The 19,739-nt window shown below is 68.8% G+C and carries 17 protein-coding genes; 10 read left to right on the top strand and 7 right to left on the bottom strand.

What is annotated here, in order from left to right; translation table 11 throughout:
* The first annotated feature begins 86 nt into the window (after positions 1-86).
* From rrtA to AC0IZJ_RS20375, 5 genes are all read left to right on the top strand, one after another.
* Complete coding sequence (gene rrtA, locus AC0IZJ_RS20355) at positions 87-677, top strand: rhombosortase (protein WP_471853195.1); 591 nt, start codon at positions 87-89, stop codon at positions 675-677.
* Positions 667-1,299 (top strand): hypothetical protein, encoded by a 633-nt coding sequence (locus AC0IZJ_RS20360; RefSeq protein ID WP_471853196.1) that lies wholly within the window; start codon positions 667-669, stop codon positions 1,297-1,299. The genes rrtA and AC0IZJ_RS20360 overlap by 11 nt, the downstream gene beginning before the upstream one ends.
* A gap of 6 nt (positions 1,300-1,305) precedes the next feature.
* Positions 1,306-2,199: a DMT family transporter gene (locus AC0IZJ_RS20365; protein ID WP_471853197.1), complete on the top strand. Its 894-nt coding sequence runs from the start codon at positions 1,306-1,308 to the stop codon at positions 2,197-2,199.
* Positions 2,200-2,270: 71 nt separating this feature from the next.
* On the top strand, positions 2,271-2,939 hold the full coding sequence (locus tag AC0IZJ_RS20370) for a glutathione S-transferase family protein (RefSeq protein WP_471853199.1): 669 nt from the start codon (positions 2,271-2,273) through the stop codon (positions 2,937-2,939).
* Between the two features lie 119 nt (positions 2,940-3,058).
* Entirely contained in the window at positions 3,059-5,131 is a 2,073-nt protein-coding gene (locus AC0IZJ_RS20375; protein ID WP_471853200.1) for a S8 family serine peptidase, read from the top strand.
* Here AC0IZJ_RS20375 and AC0IZJ_RS20380 read toward each other — a convergent pair.
* From AC0IZJ_RS20380 to AC0IZJ_RS20390, 3 genes are read right to left on the bottom strand one after another with little or no spacing between them, the layout of a single operon-like run.
* Complete coding sequence (locus AC0IZJ_RS20380; protein WP_471853201.1) at positions 5,079-5,753, bottom strand: hypothetical protein; 675 nt, start codon at positions 5,751-5,753, stop codon at positions 5,079-5,081. The two genes, AC0IZJ_RS20375 and AC0IZJ_RS20380, sit on opposite strands and share 53 nt — an antisense overlap.
* Complete coding sequence (locus tag AC0IZJ_RS20385) at positions 5,750-6,472, bottom strand: biotin--[acetyl-CoA-carboxylase] ligase (protein ID WP_471853203.1); 723 nt, start codon at positions 6,470-6,472, stop codon at positions 5,750-5,752. Before AC0IZJ_RS20385 ends, AC0IZJ_RS20380 begins: the two co-directional genes overlap by 4 nt.
* 4 nt (positions 6,473-6,476) lie before the next feature.
* On the bottom strand, positions 6,477-6,950 hold the full coding sequence (locus tag AC0IZJ_RS20390; RefSeq protein ID WP_471853205.1) for an SET domain-containing protein: 474 nt from the start codon (positions 6,948-6,950) through the stop codon (positions 6,477-6,479).
* Between the two features lie 131 nt (positions 6,951-7,081).
* Between AC0IZJ_RS20390 and AC0IZJ_RS20395 the strand changes: the two genes are divergently transcribed.
* From AC0IZJ_RS20395 to AC0IZJ_RS20410, 4 genes are all read left to right on the top strand, one after another.
* Positions 7,082-9,694, top strand: coding sequence for a DNA topoisomerase III (locus tag AC0IZJ_RS20395; protein ID WP_471853207.1), 2,613 nt, complete (start codon positions 7,082-7,084; stop codon positions 9,692-9,694).
* A 94-nt stretch (positions 9,695-9,788) separates the two neighbouring features.
* Positions 9,789-11,654 carry an ATP-binding protein gene (locus AC0IZJ_RS20400; RefSeq protein WP_471853209.1) on the top strand — a complete coding sequence of 622 codons (1,866 nt, stop codon included), beginning with the start codon at positions 9,789-9,791 and terminating at the stop codon, positions 11,652-11,654.
* Between the two features lie 103 nt (positions 11,655-11,757).
* The gene (locus AC0IZJ_RS20405) at positions 11,758-12,741 is read left to right on the top strand and encodes an AEC family transporter (protein ID WP_471853211.1); all 984 of its coding nucleotides are present in this window, start codon (positions 11,758-11,760) and stop codon (positions 12,739-12,741) included.
* Positions 12,742-12,810: 69 nt separating this feature from the next.
* Positions 12,811-15,645 carry a M16 family metallopeptidase gene (locus AC0IZJ_RS20410; RefSeq protein WP_471853213.1) on the top strand — a complete coding sequence of 945 codons (2,835 nt, stop codon included), beginning with the start codon at positions 12,811-12,813 and terminating at the stop codon, positions 15,643-15,645.
* A 7-nt stretch (positions 15,646-15,652) separates the two neighbouring features.
* Here AC0IZJ_RS20410 and AC0IZJ_RS20415 read toward each other — a convergent pair whose 3' ends face one another.
* Genes AC0IZJ_RS20415 through AC0IZJ_RS20430 form a run of 4 tightly spaced genes read right to left on the bottom strand, consistent with a single transcriptional unit; the run spans position 15,653 to position 19,381 of the window.
* The gene (locus tag AC0IZJ_RS20415; RefSeq protein ID WP_471853215.1) at positions 15,653-16,303 is read right to left on the bottom strand and encodes a tetratricopeptide repeat protein; all 651 of its coding nucleotides are present in this window, start codon (positions 16,301-16,303) and stop codon (positions 15,653-15,655) included.
* Between the two features lie 16 nt (positions 16,304-16,319).
* Entirely contained in the window at positions 16,320-17,087 is a 768-nt protein-coding gene (locus tag AC0IZJ_RS20420; RefSeq protein WP_471853217.1) for a ParA family protein, read from the bottom strand.
* A 45-nt stretch (positions 17,088-17,132) separates the two neighbouring features.
* The gene (locus AC0IZJ_RS20425; protein ID WP_471853219.1) at positions 17,133-17,471 is read right to left on the bottom strand and encodes an antibiotic biosynthesis monooxygenase family protein; all 339 of its coding nucleotides are present in this window, start codon (positions 17,469-17,471) and stop codon (positions 17,133-17,135) included.
* Positions 17,471-19,381 carry a B12-binding domain-containing radical SAM protein gene (locus AC0IZJ_RS20430; protein ID WP_471853221.1) on the bottom strand — a complete coding sequence of 637 codons (1,911 nt, stop codon included), beginning with the start codon at positions 19,379-19,381 and terminating at the stop codon, positions 17,471-17,473. The genes AC0IZJ_RS20425 and AC0IZJ_RS20430 overlap by 1 nt, the downstream gene beginning before the upstream one ends.
* Positions 19,382-19,443: 62 nt before the next feature.
* Here AC0IZJ_RS20430 and AC0IZJ_RS20435 point away from each other — a divergent pair, with 62 nt between their 5' ends.
* Positions 19,444-19,716 carry a hypothetical protein gene (locus tag AC0IZJ_RS20435; protein WP_471853222.1) on the top strand — a complete coding sequence of 91 codons (273 nt, stop codon included), beginning with the start codon at positions 19,444-19,446 and terminating at the stop codon, positions 19,714-19,716.
* Positions 19,717-19,739 lie beyond the last annotated feature (23 nt).

A 19,739-nucleotide genomic window follows, 5' to 3' on the forward strand; every position in this document is an offset into this window, starting at 1 on the left:
GGCGGTCGGGGGGAGCTCTTTGCCTACTTTCTGGCGGCCCAGAAAGTAGGTCGCCCGCCGGGGCGAAATCCCGGCACGGGCCTGTGATGCGCACCACCGCAACTTGGCTGACCCTGTGTGCCGCATTCGCTGCACTGTCCCTTCTCGCGTGGCCCCTGCCCCGCGACGCACTGGACTGGCAGCCTGCGCTGATCACCGCCGAACCCTGGCGCACCCTCACCTCTGCCTTCGTCCACTGGACGCCCCTCCACCTTGCCGCCAACCTGGCTGGCTGCGCCGTCCTCGCCCTGCTGGGCCACCGCGCCAACCTGGGCAGGCGCGAGGCCATCGCTGCCCTCATCGCGCTGCCGCTGACCCAGGCAGCCCTGCTGCTGCGCCCCGACCTCCACCGCTATGCCGGCCTCTCCGGCGAACTCCACGCCCTCACGGCCATCGCCGCATTGACCCTCATCGCGCGACCCGGCCGCGACCGCCTCATCGGTGCCGCCATCGCCCTCGGCCTCATCGCCAAGCTGGCCCTAGAACACCCCCTCGGCCCCGCCCTGCGCACCGCCGCCGGTTTTGACTTCCAGGTCGCCCCCTTCGCCCACCTCGCCGGCACCATTGCAGGCCTCATCGCCTGGAGCCTGACAATGCGCAGCTACCCAAAATCACCGAGGAACCCGCATGGGACGTGAAGCCAGCTGTACCGCCCGCGTCGGCAACGAGACCGCCGAGGCCACCGCCCTGCTCGAATCGACCACCGTCGTGCTGCGCGGTGAGCTGAAGCGCCGCTGGGACATCGCCACGCTGCAGAACCTGCGCATCGAAGGCGAAGAACTGCGTTTCGAAGCCGGCGAGGAGCCCGTGGCGCTCGTGCTGGGTGAAAAGGAAGCCGCCCGCTGGCTGCGGAAGCTGCAGACGCCGCCGCCCACGCTGGCCGCCAAGCTCGGCGTCAGCGCCGAGAACCCGGCCCTGCTGATCGGCCCGACCGTCGGCACGCTGGACCCGGCGCTCGCTGAGGCGCTGGCCGGCGGCATCACCACCAACCTGCGCGAGGCGCGCATGCTGGTGGCGGTGCTGAGCAATCCATCCGAACTGCCGCGCATGGCCGAGTTCCATGCCGACATGATCTGCAAGACCGTCTGGGTCGTGCATCCCAAAGGCCCCGAGGCCAGCCCGTCGGACACCGAGGTTCGCCTGGCCATGCGCAACTGGGGCTATGTCGACAACAAGACCAGCGCCGTGTCGGACAAGCTGACGGCGACGCGCTATGTGCAGACCGAGGCGCCGGCCAAGAAGCGCGTGCGCAAGCGCTGAGCTGGCATGAGCTCCCAGGCTCGCCAATCGCACCTCGACCCGCGCGCCATCGCGCTGCTGCTGCTCTGCTGTGTCCTCTGGGGCATCAACCAGGTCGCGGCCAAGGCTGCGCTGACGGAGATCGGCCCGCTGTGGCAGGCCGGCCTGCGCTCGGTCGTTGCCGGTCTGCTCGTCTGGCTGTGGTCGCTGTCGCGCGGTGTGAGGCTGTTCGAGCGTGACGGCAGCCTAGGCGGCGGCCTGCTGGCCGGCGCGTTGTTCGCGGCGGAGTTCGCCTGCATCTTTGTCGGCCTGCAATACACCAGCGCCTCGCGCATGGTTGTCTTCATCTACCTGTCGCCCTTCGTCGTGGCCCTGGGCATGCCGTGGATCGCCCATGGCGAGAAGCTGTCGGGCAAGCAATGGGCGGGCCTGGTGCTGGCTTTCGGCGCGGTGGCGTTCGCGTTTGCGGAAGGCTTCTCGTCGCCGCACAGCCCGACCCAGTGGTGGGGCGACGCGCTGGGCGTGGCCGCCGCCGTGCTGTGGGCCGGCACGACGCTGGCCATCCGCGGCACCCGACTCGCTCAAGCGCAGGCCGAGAAGACGTTGCTCTACCAGCTCGGCGTGTCGGCCCTCGCGCTGTGTGCCGCCGCGGTGTTTGCTGGCGAGCCGCTGCCCGCGCACTGGTCGCCGCGCCTGCTCGGCCTGTTCGGTTTCCAGGCCGTCATCGTGTCGTTCGCGAGCTACCTGGTCTGGTTCTGGCTGATCCGCCACTATGCCGCCACCAAGCTCGCGGTGTTCACGCTCAGCACGCCGCTGTTCGGCTTGGTCGCCGGCGCGCTGCTGCTGGGCGAGGGCATCAGCACGCGGCTGATCATGGCGCTCGCTGCGTTGGCAGCCGGCATCGTGCTCGTCAACCGCTGATGTCGCGCCGGCGCCAGAGGCCGTGAGCGCCTCTGCCTAGACTTGCGCGTTCACCTCCAGGAGACCCACCCATGATCACGCTCTGCGGCATCCCGCTGTCCAACTACTACAACAAGGCCAAGTTCGCGTTGCTGGAGAAGGGCATTCCCTTCGCTGAAGAGCGCATCGAGACCCACTCGCACGACGAAGCCGTGCTGAGTTGCTCGCCGCTGGGCAAGGTGCCCTTCCTGAAGACGCCACAGGGAGCGCTGTGCGAGAGCCAGGTCATCGTGGATTACCTCGAAGCCGCCTTCCCCGACTCGCCGCGCCTCATCCCGGCCGACCCTTTCGAGGCCGCCAAGGTGCGTGAGCTCATCGTCTACGTGGACCTGCACCTGGAGCTGGTGGCGCGCGAGCTGTATGCGGAAGCCTTCTTCGGCGGCCAGGTCAGCGACGGCACCAAGAAGCGCGTCGCCCGCGTGCTGCCCGAGAACATCGCCGCCTTCAAGCGGCTCGCGAAGTTCGGCCCCTATCTGGCCGGCGACACCTTCACGATGGCCGACTGCGCGGGCTGGGTGAGCCTGCCGCTGGTGGCGATGTCGACCAAGGCCATCTATGGCGAGGACCTGCTCGCTGCTGGCGGCATCGACTGGAAGCCCTATGCCAGGCTGATCGGCGAGCGCCCGCATGCCGCCCGTGTGGTGGCCGACCGCAAGGCCGACCAGGAGCGCTCGCTGGCGGCCAACCGCGCCAAGAGCTGACGCGCGGCTTTCGGCGGCGCCGGGGGGGCGCTGAGAAGTCATCTGGGTGCGACATTTGTTGCGACTGGCGACAGAGGGCCACGCCTAAACTGATCGTTCCCAATCTCGCCCCACTCGCCATGCCCATGCGCCCGCTGCTGATCGCCCTTGCTGCTGCCACCTTGGCCGCGCTGGCCGCGCCGGCTTTGGCCGAGACCCAGCTCGATGCCGAAGCCCGGGTCATCGTGCGCTTCAAGCCCAAGGCGGACAGCGTGCGGGCAAAGGCGCTGTCGCTGCGGGCCACGCGGCTGGAGGCCCGGGAGGTGGCGCAGACGCGCGCCACGGCGCTGGGCCTGCGCAGCGGCCACGCGCTGGCCGCCGGCCGCAGCCTGGACGAGCGAACCCACGTTGTCATGGCGCGCGGCCTGTCGGGCGCGCAGCTGGCCAGCCGCCTGGCGGCCGACCCGGAGGTGGAGCTGGTAGCGGTGGACCAACGGCGCAAGCGCCTGGCCGTGCCCAACGACCCGCTATTTGGAGGCGCGGCGGTGAACGCCGAAACGGTGTCCGGCGGCATCCCGAGCCGTGTCATCGACCAGTGGTATCTGAAGGCCTACAGCAACACGCCGGGCCAGGTCGTCTCCAGCGTCAATGCGCCAGCGGCCTGGGACCTGACTGCAGGCATCACCACGACGACCGTCGTCGCCGTTCTGGACACCGGCGTGCGCCTGGACCACCCCGACCTCGCGGGCCAGTTGGTCGGTGGCTACGACATGATCGGTTATGGAAGCCCGGGCAACTTGTCGACCGCAATCGCCAATGATGGCGACGGTGCGGATGCCGATGCCTCCGATCCGGGCGACTGGGTCAGCTCGGCCGATGTGGCCGGGGGCACGCTGGGCAGCAGCTGCGACAGCAGCGACGTCGGCAACAGCTCCTGGCATGGCACGCGCGTCTCCGGCCTCATCGCGGCCAGCACCCACAACAGCCAGGGCATGGCCGGGGTCGGCTGGGGGGTGCTCAAGGTGCTGTCCATCCGCGTGCTGGGCAAGTGCGGCGGCTACGACAGCGACATCATGGCCGGCATGAAGTGGGCCGCCGGCATCAGCGTGCCTGGCTTGCCGGCCAACCCCAACAAGGCCAAGGTGCTCAACCTCAGCCTGGGCGGCACCGGCAGTTGCGGCAGCTCGGGCACAGGCGGCCTCTACCGCGAGACCATCGCGGCGGTCAACGCAACCGGCGCGACCGTCGTCATTGCCGCCGGCAACTCCGAGGGCCAGGCAGTGGGCCTGCCGGGCAACTGCCCCGGCGTCGTCGCGGTGGCGGCGCTGCGCCATGTCGGCACCAAGGTCGGCTTCTCCAGCATTGGCACCGAGGTGACCGTTGCCGCGCCGGGCGGCAACTGCATCAACATCCTCAGCGGTCAGCCTTGCCTCTATCCCATGGTCAGCACGACCAACACCGGCCTGACCGCCCCCGGTGCCAGCGGCTACACCGGCAGCAACGCCTCTGTGGGGACCAGTTTCTCGGCGCCCATCGTCAGCGGCATCGTCGGCCTGATGGCGGCGGTGCGGCCGACGTTGACCTCGGCCGAAGCGACACCGATCCTGAAGCTGACAGCGCGTGCTTTCCCGACGAGCGGCGGCACCGCCGGCATCCTGGCTTGCACCGTACCGACGCCCGGCAGCGCAGTACAAGACGAGTGCTACTGCACCACCAGCACCTGCGGCGCCGGCATGGTGGACGCGGCAGCAGCCGTCGCAGCGGCCAAGTTGCTCAACAACGCGACCGTCACCATCACCCCCAGCGCCGCCATGACGGCCGCGCAGTCGGGCACGCTGACCGCCGCCATCACCGGCCTGGCCAGCGGCAAGACCGTGACGGCGACCAAATGGACGATCAATGACAAGGGCGGCAGCGTCGTGGCTGATTTCAGCAGTGGCGCCAATTCGGCCACCGCGACGCTGACGCCGACCGCCGCCGGCAACTTCGTCGTGCAGGCCGACGTGACCGACAGCGACGGCTATGTGCACAGCCAGACGGCCACGGTCAGCGTCGCGGCGGGCGCCGTCTTTACGCCGCCGGCCACCTCGGGCGGTGGCGGTGGCGGTGGCGGCGGTGCGGTGAGCGCCGCGTGGCTGCTGGCGCTGCTGTTGGCTGCCCTCAGCTTGAAGCGGCCGAAGCCGCGTCCGCAGCCGCTGCGCTGCAAGCTCTGAAGCCAGGCGCCAGTGCCGGGTCCTTGCTGGCCTTGAGCTTGGCCGCAAGCAGGCCGTCGGCCTGTGAGATGACCAGGGTGTGGTGCGTCAGCGGGGCCTTCAGCGGCAGCACGCGCAAGCCCTTCAGGCCCCGCCTGTCCAGCGCCGCCGCTGCCGCCGTTGCCTCGGCCACGCTGGCGTGCCTGCTCAGCACGAAGGCCGGCTGCTCGGCGGGCATGCCCTCCAGCGGCTCGAAATTGAGCTTCAACTGCCGGTAGGTCGCCTCCTTGCGCGCGCGGAACTCGGCGTCGGCCAGCTTGATGGTGGCCACTGCCCATACGCCGACCTGCTCGCTGCTGCGCACCTGCGCCTGCGCACCGGCATTGCGCAGCGCGGTCTGCGCGGCGGCCAGGGCGGTGTCGCCGTCCAGCGGGCCCAGCTCCAGGCAGCTGCGCTGGGCCAGCGCCGCGACGGCACTCGCCGCCAGCGGCTGGATGCGATCGGGGTGCTGTTGGGCCGCGAGGCGCTGGGGCTCATGCCCGCCGTGGGCCGGCAGCCCGGTGACGGCATCCAGCCAGCCTCGCGACCAGACGAAGAACAGGGCGTTGACCGCCAGCAGCACGAGAACGAGCACACGGATCATGGGGAGGCATTCTCCAGCCTCAGACTGAGTTCGCCGCCACTCACGAAGGCGATGCCCGCGTCCGTGTCCAGCAGCAGTTCGCCGCGCGTGGACACGCCGCGCGCAATGCCCACCTGCTCGCCGACGCGCACCCGCTGGCCGGCGGCCAGGTCACGGCGCGAGAACGCAGCCTGCCAGGGTCCGAAGCCCAAAGTCTCGAAGTCAGCCAGCAGAGCGCGCAGTGCCGGCGCCAGGCGGTCCAGCGTGGCAGTTGCCGTGGCGGCCGGGTCCAGACTTTGCAAGGCGGCGTGGCCGCTGGCGAAAGCGCTGCGGTCGGCTGGGGATGGCAGCGGCTGCAGATTGAGGCCGATGCCGATGACGACGCCACGGCGGTCATGCGCCATGGGCACGGTCTCGATGAGGATGCCGCCCAGCTTGGCGCCATCCAGGAAGAGGTCGTTGGGCCACTTCAGGCGGATGCGCTCTCCGCCCGGGTCCAGCGCGTCGGCCACGGTGCAGCCGACAGCGAGGGACAGGCCGGAGAGGTCGAGCTCGGCGGGCAGCGTCAGCGCAAGCGAGAAGGTCAGCGCCGCGTCGTCGGACTGCCACGCCCGGCCCAGCCGCCCGCGGCCCGCGGTCTGGCGCGAAGCCGATACCAGCAACGGCCCGCCGCCTTCGCGCAGGTGCATGAGTGCCTCGGTGTTGGTCGAGCCGCATTCGGCGAGATGGCGCCGTTCCATCGTGTCAGCGCCCTGACTTACGGGTCTTGGGCGCCAGCATCGTGCCGCGGCAGGTGGCGGCGCCGCACCAGCAGGCGAACTGCTTCTTGACCTTGGCCGTGTGGCGCTCGTCCAGCACCAGGCGGTAGTCGTAGAACAGTTCCTCGCCCGGCTCCAGGTCGCGCAGGGCATGCACGAAGACGCGGCCGTCGACCTCGTCAGCCTCGCAATTGGGCTCGCAGGCATGGTTGATCCAGCGCGCGTCGTTGCCGCGCAGGCCGTCGATGACCATGCCGCTGTCGAGATGGAAATAGAAGGTGTGGTTGGGCTGAGCCGGGTCGTGCGGATGGCGCTCGACGGCCTCATCCCAGGAAATGATCTCGCCGGTGTACTCGATGATGCGGGCGCCGGCCTTGATGGGCACTGCGGCGTAGACGCCCCGGCCATGCACGCCGGAATCACGAACTTCGATCTTGCGGCGCGGGGTTTTTGGCGTCATCGGCGCTGTGGTACGGTGATTTCATGGGTGCGCGTGTGCGTAGGCGTGTGCATAGGCATGCGCGCGAGGCCCGGATTGTAGGCAGGGGATTTTGAGTCCCCCGCCGTTGAACAGGCGTTAGAGAAAGACCGATGAGCAAGACTCTGATCATTGCCGAGAAGCCCTCTGTCGCGCAGGACATCGTCCGCGCGCTGACGACCGTGGCGGGCAAGTTCGACAAGCACGACGACCACTTCGAGAACGAGCAGTACGTCGTCAGCTCCGCCGTGGGCCACCTGGTGGAGATCGCGGCGCCGGAGGAGTTCGACGTCAAGCGTGGCAAGTGGAGCTTCAACAACCTCCCCGTCATTCCGCCGCACTTCGACCTCAACCCCATCGACAAGAACAAGGGCAGGCTGAACGCGCTGAGCAAGCTGATCCGCCGCAAGGACGTGACCGCGCTGATCAACGCCTGCGACGCGGGCCGCGAGGGCGAGCTGATCTTCCGGCTCATCGAGCAGTACGCGCAGCCGGCCAAGGGCAAACTGAACAAGCCCATCCAGCGGCTGTGGCTGCAGTCCATGACGCCGGCCGCCATCCGCGACGGCTTCACCAAGCTGCGCAGCGACGAGCAGATGCTGCCGCTGGCCGACGCCGCGCGCTGCCGCTCCGAGGCCGACTGGCTGGTGGGCATCAACGGCACGCGGGCCATGACGGCCTTCAATTCGCGCGACGGCGGCTTCTTCCTGACGACGGTGGGCCGCGTGCAGACGCCGACGCTGTCGGTCGTCGTCGAGCGCGAAGAAAAAATCCGCAAGCACGTCTCCCGCGACTACTGGGAGCTGCGCGCCAACTTCGACGCCCAGGCCGGCCAGTACGAAGGCAAGTGGTTCGACCCCGCCTGGAAGAAGAACGACGACCTGGAGCGCCGCGCCGACCGGATGTGGAACGCGGCCGATGCCGACGCCATCGCCAAGGCGGTGCTCGGCAAGCCGGCCACGGTGACTGAAGAGAGCAAGCCCAGCACGACCAGCTGCGGCGGTCTCTACGACCTGACGACGCTGCAGCGTGAGGCCAACTCGCGCTTCGGCTTCTCGGCCAAGACGACCTTGTCGATCGCCCAGGCGCTGTACGAGAAGCACAAGGTGCTGACCTACCCGCGGACGGACTCGCGCTTCCTGCCCGAGGACTATCTGGCCGTCGCCAAGGACACCGCCAAGATGCTGGCCACCGAGGACCTGCCCGGCCCGCTGGCGCTGCTGTCCAAGCATGCCGCCACGGCCTTGAAGGAGGGCTACATCAAGCCCACCAAGAAGGTCTTCGACAACGCCAAGGTGTCGGATCACTTCGCCATCATCCCGACGCTGCAGGCGCCCAAGAGCCTGACCGAGATCGAGGCCAAGCTCTACGACATGGTCGTCAAGCGCTTCCTCGGCGTGTTCTTCCCGCCGGCCGAGTTCCTGGTCACGACGCGCATCAGCAAGGTGGAGGCCGAGGGCCAGACGCACCAGTTCCAGACCAACGGCAAGGTGCTGGTCAAGCCGGGCTGGCTGGCCGTCTACGGCAAGGACGTGGACGACGAGGACGCCAACCTCGTGCCGGTGCAACTTGGCGAGGTCGTGCGCACAGAAAGCGTGGACGTGAAGGCGCTGCAGACCAAGCCGCCGGCCCGCTACACGGAAGCGACACTGCTGTCTGCCATGGAAGGCGCCGGCAAGCTCATCGATGACGACGAGCTGCGCGAAGCGATGGCCGAAAAGGGCCTGGGCACGCCAGCCACGCGCGCGGCCACCATCGAAGGCCTGATCAGCGAGAAATACATGCTGCGCGAAGGCCGCGAGCTGATCCCGACGGCCAAGGCCTTCCAGCTGATGACGCTGCTGCGCGGCCTGGAGGTCGAGGACCTGACCAAGCCCGAACTGACCGGCGACTGGGAAAGCAAGCTCGCCCAGATGGAAAAGGGCAAGCTCAAGCGCGAGGTCTTCATGGCCGAGATCGCGGCCATGACCGAGAAGATGGTCGCCAAGGCCAAGGGCTATGACCGCGACACCATCCCCGGCGACTACGCGACGCTGAAGACGCCGTGCCCCAAGTGCGGCGGCGTCGTCAAGGAGAACTACCGCCGTTTCACCTGCACCGGCAAGCATGGCGATGGCAGCGATGCCTGCGGCTTCTCCATCGGCAAGATCCCGGGCGGCCGCAGCTTCGAGCTGAACGAGGTGGAGACCTTCCTGGCCAACAAGAAGATCGGCCCGCTGGAAGGCTTCCGCTCCAAGGCCGGCTGGCCGTTCACGGCCGAGCTGGCGCTTGTGTACGACGAAGAGATCCAGAACTGGAAGCTGGAGTTCGACTTCGGCGAGGACGCCAAGAAGGCCGAGGGCGACGGCGAGCCGGTGGACTTCTCGCACCAGAACTCGCTCGGCGCCTGCCCCAAGTGCGCCGCCCATGTCTACGAGCACGGCGCCAACTACGTCTGCGAGCGCTCGGTCGGCGAGACCGTGACCTGCGACTTCAAGACCGGCAAGGTCATCCTGACCCAGCCGATCGAACCGGCGCAGGTGCACAAGCTGCTCGCCAACGGCAAGACCGATCTGCTGGAGAACTTCGTGTCGAACAAGACGCGGCGCAAGTTCAAGGCCTTCCTGGCCTACGACAAGAAGGAAGGCAAGGTCATCTTCGAGTTCGAGCCGCGCGCCGCCAAGCCGGGCGCCAAGGCACCGGCGGCCAAAAAGGCCCCCGCGAAGAAGGCCGCCGCGAAGGCCTGATTGCGACCCTGGAGCTGTTGCGTTAGCGGCAGCCGCTCCAATTGCCCCTATGCTCGCTTTGCGGCGCTGCAGCACGGAGCCGGGAGGAGAGCGGATGGCGTTGGCGCCGTTGAGCATCGGCATACAGACGCGCCTGACGGCCGGCATCGCCGTGGTCGCCAGCCTGCTCGTCCTCGCGGTGGGCTGGACGTGGACGTCCTATGAGGGCGACGAGCTCCTGCAGAGCCTGCGCCAGCGCGAGGCGCGCATGGCCGGCCTCATCGAGCGGGGCTTTGCCGGGCCGATCTGGAACCTCGACCATGTCGCCATCGAGAATCTGCTCGATGCCGTCATGGCCGACCCCGAGGTGCATGCCATCGAGCTGAAGGGCCTGGGCCTGCGCGGCGGACACGGCAAGCGCGAGCGCGACCGTCCCGTCAACGGCCCGCTCAAGCGCGAGTTCGCCATCACCTATCAGCCGGCGGCGGATGCGCCCGGCACCCAGGTCGCCTCGGCCGTGCTGACCTTCACCCGCGACCTGGTCGATGAGCAGATCCGCCGCACGCGCCTTTTCGTCGTCGAGATGCTGGCCGTTGTCGTGGTCGGCATCGTCATTGCCACCTCGTTGCTGGTGCACTGGCTGGTGCGCCGGCCCGTCGCGCGGCTCGGCGCGCTGGCGCAGCGTGTGGCCACGGGCGACCTCGGTGCGCAGGAGACGGTGGAGCGCGACGACGAGATCGGCGAGCTGACGATGCGCTTCAACGCCATGAGCCTGAAGCTGCGCGCTGCGGCCGACCAGGTGCAGCTCAGCTCCCAGGGCCTACGGGCCAGCGAGGCGCGCTATCGCAGCCTGTTCGAGAACGCGACCGAGGGCATCTTCCAGGCCGACGCCGAAGGCCGCGTGCTGGGCATGAACCGCGCCTTCATGCAGATGCTGGGCCTGGGCGGGCAGAACCCGATTGGCCGGCGGCTGCGCGAGGTCAGCGGCATTGATCGCGACGAGATGCAGCGCGTCGCGGCCATCATGAACGAGCAGGGCAAGGTGCAGCAGGCCCAGCTGCAGCTGCGCGGTGCCGGTGGCCGGCCGTTATGGGTGGAACTGAGCGCCCATTGGGTGGAGGCCGAGGAGGGCCAGAGGCGCATCGAGGGCATGGCCATCGACATCTCGCTCCGCCGCCAGGCCGAGGCCGAGCTGACCCGCCACCGCGACCATCTCGAGGACCTCGTCAACGAGCGCACCGCCGAGCTCAGCGAGGCCAAGCTGCGCGCCGAGGCGGCCAACCAGGCCAAGGGCCGCTTCCTGGCGACCATGAGCCACGAGTTCCGCACGCCGCTGAACGCCATCCTCGGCTTCACGCAACTGATGCAGATGGACCCTCGCGTGCCAGCGCCCCAGCAGGCGCGCCTGCAGCTGATGCGCGACTCGGGCCTGCATCTGCTGGAGCTCATCAACGACGTGCTCGACATGGCCAGCATCGAGGCCGGCAAGGTCAGCCTGAAGCCGACACCCGTGGACCTGCGCGCCCTGCTCGACATGGCCTGCGACAGCGTTCGCCTGCGCGCCGAGCAGAAGAACCTGAGCTTTGCGCTGGACGTGGACCCGCGCCTGCCGGTGCAGGTGCTGGTGGACGGCCAGCGCCTGCGCCAGGTGCTGCTCAACCTGCTGTCCAACGCCGTCAAGTTCACCGACAGCGGAGCCGTCACCCTCACCGCCGGCGTCACCGAGCCGGCCCAGGCCGGCCATGTCCGGCTGCGCTTCGGCGTGACGGACAGCGGCATCGGCATGACCCCGGCCCAGCAGGCACGGCTCTTCCAGGCCTTCGAGCAGGTCTCCGAGGCCTCTCGCCACCTCGGCGGCACGGGGCTGGGCCTGTCCATCAGCCAGCAGCTCGTGCGCCTGATGGGCAGCCAGATCCTGGTGCAGAGCACGGCGGGGCAGGGGAGCAGCTTTGCGTTCGAGCTCCGGTTGCCAGTCGCGTGACATCTCTGATGTCTTTCGGGCCGAGCGCCGGGCCGGTCCCAAGCCGGCCCGCGATGGCGATGTGCTTGTCGGTCAAGCCGGCAAGACTGGACGAGGGGCCTGAATGACTTGGGCAATTGCGTTCAAGCTTCTGGCCATTCTTGTGGCGGTCGCCATCGGCTGGGCCGTCGGCCGCATGCGCTGGCTGGGCGGCGGCGAGGCGGGTAGCGATTCGGACCCCGCCCGCGTACTCGCCAACGCGGCCTTCTTCATCTTCGTGCCGGCGCTGCTCTTTCGCACCACGGCGCGGCTGGACACGGCGACGCTGCCCTGGGCCTTCCTGTTCGCCTTCTTCCTGCCGGTGCTGGCCGTCGTCGCCCTCATCTATCTGTTTGAGCGCTGGCGGCGCAAGCCCGGCGAGCTGGTCACGGCGCCCAGCGTCAAGGCCATCACGGCCGGCTTCGGCAACACGCTGCAGGTGGGCCTGCCCGTCGCCGCCGGCGTGTTCGGCGAACGCGGCCTGGCCATCCACATCGCCGTTGTCAGCCTTCATTCCCTGACCATCCTGACGCTGCTGACCGCGCTGGTGGAGATGGACGTGGCCCGCGGGCACGACTCGCGCAGCTTTCGCTCGACGCTGGCGCAGACGGTGCGCAACACCGTCATTCACCCGGTCGTCCTGCCGGTGCTGGCCGGCCTGGCCTGGAACGCCACCGGCTGGCCGCTGCCCGCCGTGCTGGACGAGGTGCTGCAGAGCCTGGGCACGGCCGTCGTGCCGCTGTGCCTGACGCTGATCGGCATGTCGCTGGCCTATTACGGCTGGCCCAAATCCTGGCGCGGCCTGACCGGCCTGGTGCTGGCCAAGCTGCTGCTGATCCCGGCGGTCGTCTTCGGCATCGCCCACTGGGCACTGGGCTTGAACGGCCTGCCGCTGGCTGTCATCGTCATGCTGGCGGCGCTGCCGACCGGCTCCAACGCGCTGATCTTTGCGCAGCGCTACCGCACCATGGAGGCCGAGGTGACTGCGGCCACCGTGCTCTCCACGGTGCTCTACGTCGCCACCGCGCCGGTCTGGCTGGCGCTGCTGGCCTGGGTTTCTCCGTGGTGACTCCTGGCACTTCTGGCGCGGTCAAGGCCGTCGCCCAATCCCTGCATTGACCTTCGAGGATCGTCCCGAATGAAAGCACCCACTCCCCTTCGTCTCGTTGCGCTGCTGGCCCTGGCCGGCGCCCTGTCCGGTGGACTGCCCGCCGCCGCGGCTCCTCCTGCGCAAGGCGCTGTCAGCACCGAGGCCGGCCAGCTGTCCATCCGCCACCAGAAGTACACGCTGCCCAACGGCTTCGAGGTCATCCTGGTGGAAGACCACCGCCTGCCGCTGGTGTCCTTCAACCTTTGGGTGCATGCCGGCCCGCGCAATGAGACGAAGGGTCAGACGGGCTTTGCCCATCTCTTCGAGCACCTTGTGTTTGCCGGCAGCAAGCATGTGCCGCGCGGCGAGTTCGACAAGTACGTCGACGCCGCCGGCGGCACGGATGCCAACGGCTCCACCAACTTCGACCGCACCAACTACTTCTTCACGCTGCCCTCCAACCAGCTGGAGAAGGGCCTGTGGCTGAAGGCCGACATGCTGGGCTGGATGATCGACGAGATCGACTCCGTGTCGCTGGCCAACCAGCAGGACGTGGTGCGCAACGAGCGCCGCCAGAGTGTGGAGAACCGGCCCTACGGCATCGTCGAGGAGGCGATGTACCAGGCGCTCTATCCCGAGGGCCACCCCTATCGCGCCGCGGTCATCGGCTCGCATGCCGACATCCAGAGCATTCAGCTCAAGGATGTGAAGGACTTCGCCCGCACCTACTACCGGCCCAACAACGCGACGCTGGTGCTGGCCGGCGATTTCGACCCGAAACAGGCCAAGGCCCTGGTGCAGAAGTATTTCGGCACGCTCAAGGCCGGCCCCAAGCCGCCCGAGGTCAACGTGGCCACGCCCGAGATCACGAAGGAGCGCCGACTCGTCGTGACCGACCGCATCGAGCTGTCGCGGCTGAACTTCGGCTGGCACACGCCCGCCATGTACAAGCCCGGCGACGCCGAACTGGACATCGCCGCCCATGTGCTGGGCGGCGGCAAGGCCAGCCGGCTCTACGGCCTGCTGGTGCGCGACAAGCAGCTCGCCCAGAGCGTGCAGGTCAGCCAGGGCTCGCAGTCGCTCAGCTCGGTGTTCGACATCGAGGTCGTCGCCCGCCCCGGTGCGTCGGTGGACGAGATCGAGAAACTGGTCGACGCCGAAATTGCCAAGCTCGCGCAGGAGCCCCCGAGCGCCGCCGAGCTGGCCCAGGCGCGGGCCGTCATCGAGACGCAGGTGCTGCAGCGCATGGAGAAGGTCACGTCCCTGGCCGATCTCGTCAACCACTACAACCAGATGGCGGGCGACCCCGGCTTCTTGGGCCAGGACCTGGCGCGCTATGCCCAGCTGACGCCGGCCGCCGTGAGCGCCGCCACCGCGCAATGGCTCAAGAAGGACCGGCGCGTCGTCGTGCTGGCCAAGCCGGGCGAACAGGTGCTGGCGCCCGAGGTGGCCACGCCCCCCGTGCCGACGAAAGCGGCCAAGGGTGAGCGCGAGGCGCTGAACGCACCGGAAGCCTGGCGCAACAAGGCGCCGGGTGCCGGCAAGGCCAAGGCACTGTCCCTGCCGGCAGCGCAGAGCTTCACGCTGGCCAACGGCCTGACGGTCATCCACTCGGCCAAGCCGGGCCTGCCGCTGGTCAGCGCCAGCCTCGTGCTGCGCGCCGGCCAGGCCGTGAACCCGGCGGACAAACCCGGACTGGCCGGCTTCACCGCCGCCATGCTGCCCGAGGGCACCAAGACCCGAAGCGCGCAGCAGATTGCCGAAGGCATCGCCGCGCTGGGCGCCACCCTGACCGCCCAGGGTGCGCCCGAGGAAGCGCGTGTCGACTTCTCCGGCCGCAAGGCCGCCGCCAGGGAGGGCTTCGCTTTGCTGGCCGACCTGGCCTTGAACCCCGCCTTCGCCGCACCCGAGATCGAGCGGCTCAAGGCCCAGCGCCTGGCCGCCCTGGCGCAGCAGCGCGAGCAGGCGCCGCTGCTGGCCAATGCCGTTGGCAACCGCGTGACCTATGGCGAGGGCCATCCGCTGGCCGAGAACGCGTTGGGCACCGAGGCCAGCATCAAGGCCGTCGACGCCGCCGCGCTGCGCGGCTTCTGGCAGGCCTACTACCGGCCCGAGCGCGCCGCCCTCGTCGTCGCCGGTGACCTGAGCGAGACCGAGCTGCGCGCGCTGGTCGAGCCGTTGTTCGGCGCCTGGAAGGGCGAGGGTGTCGCGCCTGTGGCGCAACCGCTGCCGCCGGCCAAGCCCATTGCTGGGCGCACCGTTGTCGTCGACAAGCCCGGCGCGCCGCAGACGGCCCTGGCCGTCGTTGCGCCCGGCCCCTATGCCGCCGCGCCCGACGCGGCGCCGCTCAAGGTCATGAACGCGGCGCTCGGCGGCCTGTTCACGTCACGCATCAACAACCAGCTGCGTGAAGTCAAGGGCTACACCTACGGCATCTACTCCGGCTACACCATGGGCCGCGAGCGCGGCCAGTTCGGCATCCGCGGCAGCGTGCGAACCGACGTGACCGGCGCCGCGCTGGCCGACATGTGGAAGGAGATCGAAGGCATGCGCGCCAAGCCCATGGGCGCGACCGAGCTGGGCCGCGTGCGCAACGCTCAGCTGCTGTCGCTGCCGGGCCTGTTCGACACCAACCTGGCGGTCGTCTCCGGCTACGCCAGCAACTGGGCCACCGGCCAGCCGCTGTCCACGATCACCGACCTGCCGAAGAAGTACAGCGCCGTCACGTCGGCCACCGCGCTGAAGGCCGCGCAGCAGCACCTGGACCCGGCCCAGCTCATCGTCGTGGCGGTGGGTGACAAGGCCAAGGTGGTGCCGCAGCTGGAGGCGCTGGGGCGCAAGCCGGAAGTGCGGGATGCCGAGGGGCAGGCGCTCTCTCGCTGAGGGGTGCTCAATCGCAGCTCGCGCTGCCAAGGGGTACGGGCTGGCCCTGTTGCGAGCTGGCCAGCCACAGCCTGCCCAGCGCCTTGTCGGGCGCCACGCCGAGCCCGCCGCACAGCGCCAAGGCCACGTTCATCTGCGCGTGCGCGAGGCCGGCCTTGCCGGCAGCCAGGTAGAGGCGGAAGGCCTCCTCGGGCGACGGCGTCAGTCCGAGCAGGCCCCGCTCGTAGGCGCCGGCCAGGGCCTCCTGGGCCATCGGGTGGCCTTGCTTGGCTGCCGCATTGAGCCAGGTGAGCGCGCCGGGCACGTCTCGGTTGCGAAAGCGCAGCCAGCTGCCGAGCAGGTATTGGGCGACCGCGATGCCGGCCTCGGCATGCGGCCGCACGAGGTCGATGGGTGAGCGGGTGTCGCCGTCCGCCCAGCGAAGGCGGGCGAGCTGGATCTGTGCGTCCGGCCGGCCGGCGGTGGCCAGGGCTTGCAGCTCGCTGCGTGGCAGCTGCTGAACCTGCGCAAGGAACTCGTCGACGGGCATGGCGGGGTAGCCGCCGGGCGCCCTGACGTAAGCCACGAGCGGCGGCGGCGGGCCGACCTCGGCCGCGGCATCGGCGGCCCATGTCGCGGCCAGGCCCGCCGTCAGAAGCGACAGCAGGGCGAGTCTCATCGGTGCACGCATGGATCTAACCCTGCAGGGACTCGTACAGCGCCACCAGCTCCTGCGTGAGCTTGTGGCGCGCGTCGAGGTGGATCATCGGCCGGCTCAGCTCGTGCGATTCCTTGACCTTCACGCTGGCCGACAGATAGGGCTGCAGCACCGGCAGGCCCTCGTCCACCAGTTCCTGCACCACGCGCTGCGGCAGCGAGGCGCGGGCCTGGAACTGGTTGACGATGATGCCCTCCACGTGCAGCTCGGGTGCGTGGTCCGCACGGATCTCGTTCACCGCCTCCAGCAGGCCGTAGAGCGCCCGGCGCGAGAAGTCGTCGCAGTCGAACGGGATCAGGCAGCCCTGCGACGCGATCAGCGCCGAGCGCGTGTAGAAGTTCAGCGCCGGCGGCGTGTCGATCCAGATCTCGTCGTAGTGGTCGTCCAGCCGCTGCAAGGCGTCACGCAGCTTGTAGATCTTGTAGCGGCTCTCCAGCTTGCCGTGCAGTTCGTCCAGCTCCGCGCTGGCGGCCATGACGTGCAGGTTCTCCCACGGCGTCTCGCTGATGAACTCGCTCGTGTCCGGATCACGCACGCTGAACTTCAGCGTCTGGGCGAAGAACTCCGCCGAGCCGGTGCGTTCGTCATCTGCCGCGTCGCCCAGCAGGTAGCGGGTCGTGTTGCCCTGGCAGTCCAGGTCGATGACCAGCACCCGCTGGCCCTGTGCCGCAGCAATCGCTGCCAGGTTGCTCGTGATGGTGGACTTGCCCACGCCGCCCTTCTGGTTGAACACGACTCGCCGCATCGCCATTACCTCCTGTGGATGCGACGATTGTGCACCGCAGCAAAGTCAGTCCGGCCTGGTGGCCGCCTGGTTTTTGAGGGGGTGGGCGATGCCGCCATCGCCGTAGCTGTGCATCACCTGCGCGATGACGACCTGATAGCCCTTGAGCCAACGCGCCTGGGCCTGCTTGGCCTCGCGGTGGATCGGGTGGCCTATCAACTGCTGCAGCGCTTCCATCGAGGCCCAGTAGTAGACGTTGGAAATCAAACCCGTCGCCGCGTTCTCCCAGGCCTCCTCGCCCAGATAGCCGGGGATGGCGCGCGCCATCTCGGCGATGCGCTGGTCCAGCGCGTGGAACTCGTCGTCGTAGGCGCCGGGCGCGAAGGTGAAGGTCGAGGTGAACATCAGCGAGGGTTGGAGAGCGCGCGTTCGACGAAGCGCTTCGGCACGGTGGTCTTGGGCACCCGCACAGGGAACCAGCTGCGGATGTCGCTGTCCACGCCGATGCCGTGCATGAAGTTGTAGAGGCCCTTCTTCAGTCCCTGGCCCAGGCCATCGTGGTCGGTGGGCGTGGGGTCGATGAACGCGATGTCGTTCTTTGCGAAACGGCCATCGACCGGCAGCGGCTGCAGCGTGACGCCGTATTCCGCCGGGTTCATGCCCACCGGCGAATGCACCGTGCAGGCAAAGCGGTGGAAGAAGCCGCTGTGGATGCAGCCGTTCTCGAACAGCTGGCGCACGTACTCCAGCGCGTCCACGGTGTCCTGCGTCGTCTGCGTCGGGAAGCCGTACATCAGGTAGGCATGCACCAGCACGCCAGCATCGGCAAATGCCTTGGTGACGCGCGCCACCTGCTCGATGGAGACGCCCTTCTTCATCAGCTGCAGCAGCCGGTCGGACGCCACCTCCAGCCCGCCCGAGATGGCGATGCAGCCACTGTCGGCCAGCAACTGGCAGAGCTCGGGCGTGAAGGTCTTCTCGAAGCGGATATTGCCCCACCAGCTGATGGCCACGCCGCGCCGGATCAGCTCCTCGGCCAGCGCCTTCAGCGCCTTGGGGGGCGCGGCCTCGTCGACGAAGTGGAAGCCCGTCTGGCCGGTCTCCTTGACGATGGCTTCGATGCGGTCCACCAGCACCTCGGCGCTCGCGGCCTCGTAGCGCGAGATGTAGTCCAGGCTCACGTCACAGAAGCTGCACTTCTTCCAGTAGCAGCCGTGGGCCACGGTCAGCTTGTTCCAGCGGCCGTCGCTCCACAGCCGGTTCATCGGGTTGAGCATGTCCAGCAGCGACAGGTAGCGGTCCAGCGGCAGGCCGTCCCAGGTCGGTGTGCCAACGTCGTCGAAGGGAATGTCGGGCTCGACGAAGTTGGTGTACTTGACCTGGTCTTCATCACGCCAGAAGGTGCGCACCAGCCGCGTCTTCGAGCGCTTGCCGGCGACATGCTCCAGCAGCGCCAGCAGCGGCCGCTCACCGGCGTCCAGCGTCACGTAGTCGACGAAGTCGAACAGCCTTGGTTCTGCCAGCTCGCGCAGCTCGGTGTTGACATAGCCACCGCCCAGGAGGGTGACGACATGCGGCCGCGCGGCCTTGATGGTCTGGGCGATGCGCAGCGCCGCATAGACCGAGCCGGGGAAGGGCACGGACAGCAGCACGACATCGGGCTGGTGCTCGTCCAGTGCCGCCAGCGTGAGGCGCTGCAGCGTCGTGTCGACCAGGTTGAGCGGCGCCGCGAGCGCCTGCGCCAGCGGGTCGAAGTGGGCCTGCGCGGCAGCCAGGCTTTCTGCATAGCGGACGAACTCGAAGCGCGCGTCCACCGCGTCGCGGAGCACGTCGGCGAGGTCGTTCAAAAACAGCGTGGCCAGATGGCGCGCGCGGTCCTGCAGGCCCAGGGCGCCAAAGGCCCAGGCCAGCGGGTCGCCGCCGTCCTCGTCAACGTAGGCGTCCAGCGACGCGAAACGCGCGCCCTCAGGCAGGAAGGCGCGCGTGTTGATGCGATGCGCCACCGTCGGGTCGCGGCCCTGCAGGAAGGCGATGACGCGCGGCGTGGCGGCGGCAATTGCGGTGAACTCGGCGGCGAACCAGGCGGTCTGCGGCGTGCGCTTTTCGTCGGGCAGGGCCTGGACGGTCCCGTGCAACTGCGTCAGGCCGTCGCGCGAGAAAAGTTCCAGCACCAGCGTCAACGCCAGGTCCACTTGGCGCGCGTCCATGCCGCGTGAGCGCAGGAAGCCGGTCAGGTAGGCGGTGGACGGGTAGGGCGTGTTCAGCTGCGTCATCGGCGGGATGACGGCGAGCACGCGGGGAGACGACAACGGCATGGCGGGATTGTCGCGGGCTCCTTGCCGGTCTAGAAACGCTCCCGCCGAATGGAGATGAAGCCGTGGACGACGACCTGAACGCCTTGACCAAAGAGCAGCTGATCGACGAGCTGAAGAAGCTGCGCGCCGCGATCCGCAGCCACCGCGACGAAAGCCGCCACGAGCTGTGCTGGCATCAACCGGCGTTGTGGAACCTGCTGCCCGAGAAGACCTCCCCCGAGATCGCCGTGCCGGCGTGGCCGCAGTTCATGCGCGGCTGCATCCGTTACCGCCAATCGCTGGACGATCAGCTGCCGGATGCGCCGCGTGAGAGTAAGGAGTTTCGGGAAACCTGACCCCAGGCCGCCTCAAAGCCACA

It is taken from the genome of Roseateles sp. AC306, assembly GCF_979253795.1.

Bases quoted from the DNA above. Each gene is read 5' to 3' on its own strand.
- rrtA (WP_471853195.1), top strand. From the start codon at position 87: ATGCGCACCACCGCAACTTGGCTGACCCTGTGTGCCGCATTCGCTGCA.
- AC0IZJ_RS20360 (WP_471853196.1), top strand. From the start codon at position 667: ATGGGACGTGAAGCCAGCTGTACCGCCCGCGTCGGCAACGAGACCGCC.
- AC0IZJ_RS20365 (WP_471853197.1), top strand. From the start codon at position 1,306: ATGAGCTCCCAGGCTCGCCAATCGCACCTCGACCCGCGCGCCATCGCG.
- AC0IZJ_RS20370 (WP_471853199.1), top strand. From the start codon at position 2,271: ATGATCACGCTCTGCGGCATCCCGCTGTCCAACTACTACAACAAGGCC.
- AC0IZJ_RS20375 (WP_471853200.1), top strand. From the start codon at position 3,059: ATGCCCATGCGCCCGCTGCTGATCGCCCTTGCTGCTGCCACCTTGGCC.
- AC0IZJ_RS20380 (WP_471853201.1), bottom strand. From the start codon at position 5,753: ATGATCCGTGTGCTCGTTCTCGTGCTGCTGGCGGTCAACGCCCTGTTC.
- AC0IZJ_RS20385 (WP_471853203.1), bottom strand. From the start codon at position 6,472: ATGGAACGGCGCCATCTCGCCGAATGCGGCTCGACCAACACCGAGGCA.
- AC0IZJ_RS20390 (WP_471853205.1), bottom strand. From the start codon at position 6,950: ATGACGCCAAAAACCCCGCGCCGCAAGATCGAAGTTCGTGATTCCGGC.
- AC0IZJ_RS20395 (WP_471853207.1), top strand. From the start codon at position 7,082: ATGAGCAAGACTCTGATCATTGCCGAGAAGCCCTCTGTCGCGCAGGAC.
- AC0IZJ_RS20400 (WP_471853209.1), top strand. From the start codon at position 9,789: ATGGCGTTGGCGCCGTTGAGCATCGGCATACAGACGCGCCTGACGGCC.
- AC0IZJ_RS20405 (WP_471853211.1), top strand. From the start codon at position 11,758: ATGACTTGGGCAATTGCGTTCAAGCTTCTGGCCATTCTTGTGGCGGTC.
- AC0IZJ_RS20410 (WP_471853213.1), top strand. From the start codon at position 12,811: ATGAAAGCACCCACTCCCCTTCGTCTCGTTGCGCTGCTGGCCCTGGCC.
- AC0IZJ_RS20415 (WP_471853215.1), bottom strand. From the start codon at position 16,303: ATGAGACTCGCCCTGCTGTCGCTTCTGACGGCGGGCCTGGCCGCGACA.
- AC0IZJ_RS20420 (WP_471853217.1), bottom strand. From the start codon at position 17,087: ATGCGGCGAGTCGTGTTCAACCAGAAGGGCGGCGTGGGCAAGTCCACC.
- AC0IZJ_RS20425 (WP_471853219.1), bottom strand. From the start codon at position 17,471: ATGTTCACCTCGACCTTCACCTTCGCGCCCGGCGCCTACGACGACGAG.
- AC0IZJ_RS20430 (WP_471853221.1), bottom strand. From the start codon at position 19,381: ATGCCGTTGTCGTCTCCCCGCGTGCTCGCCGTCATCCCGCCGATGACG.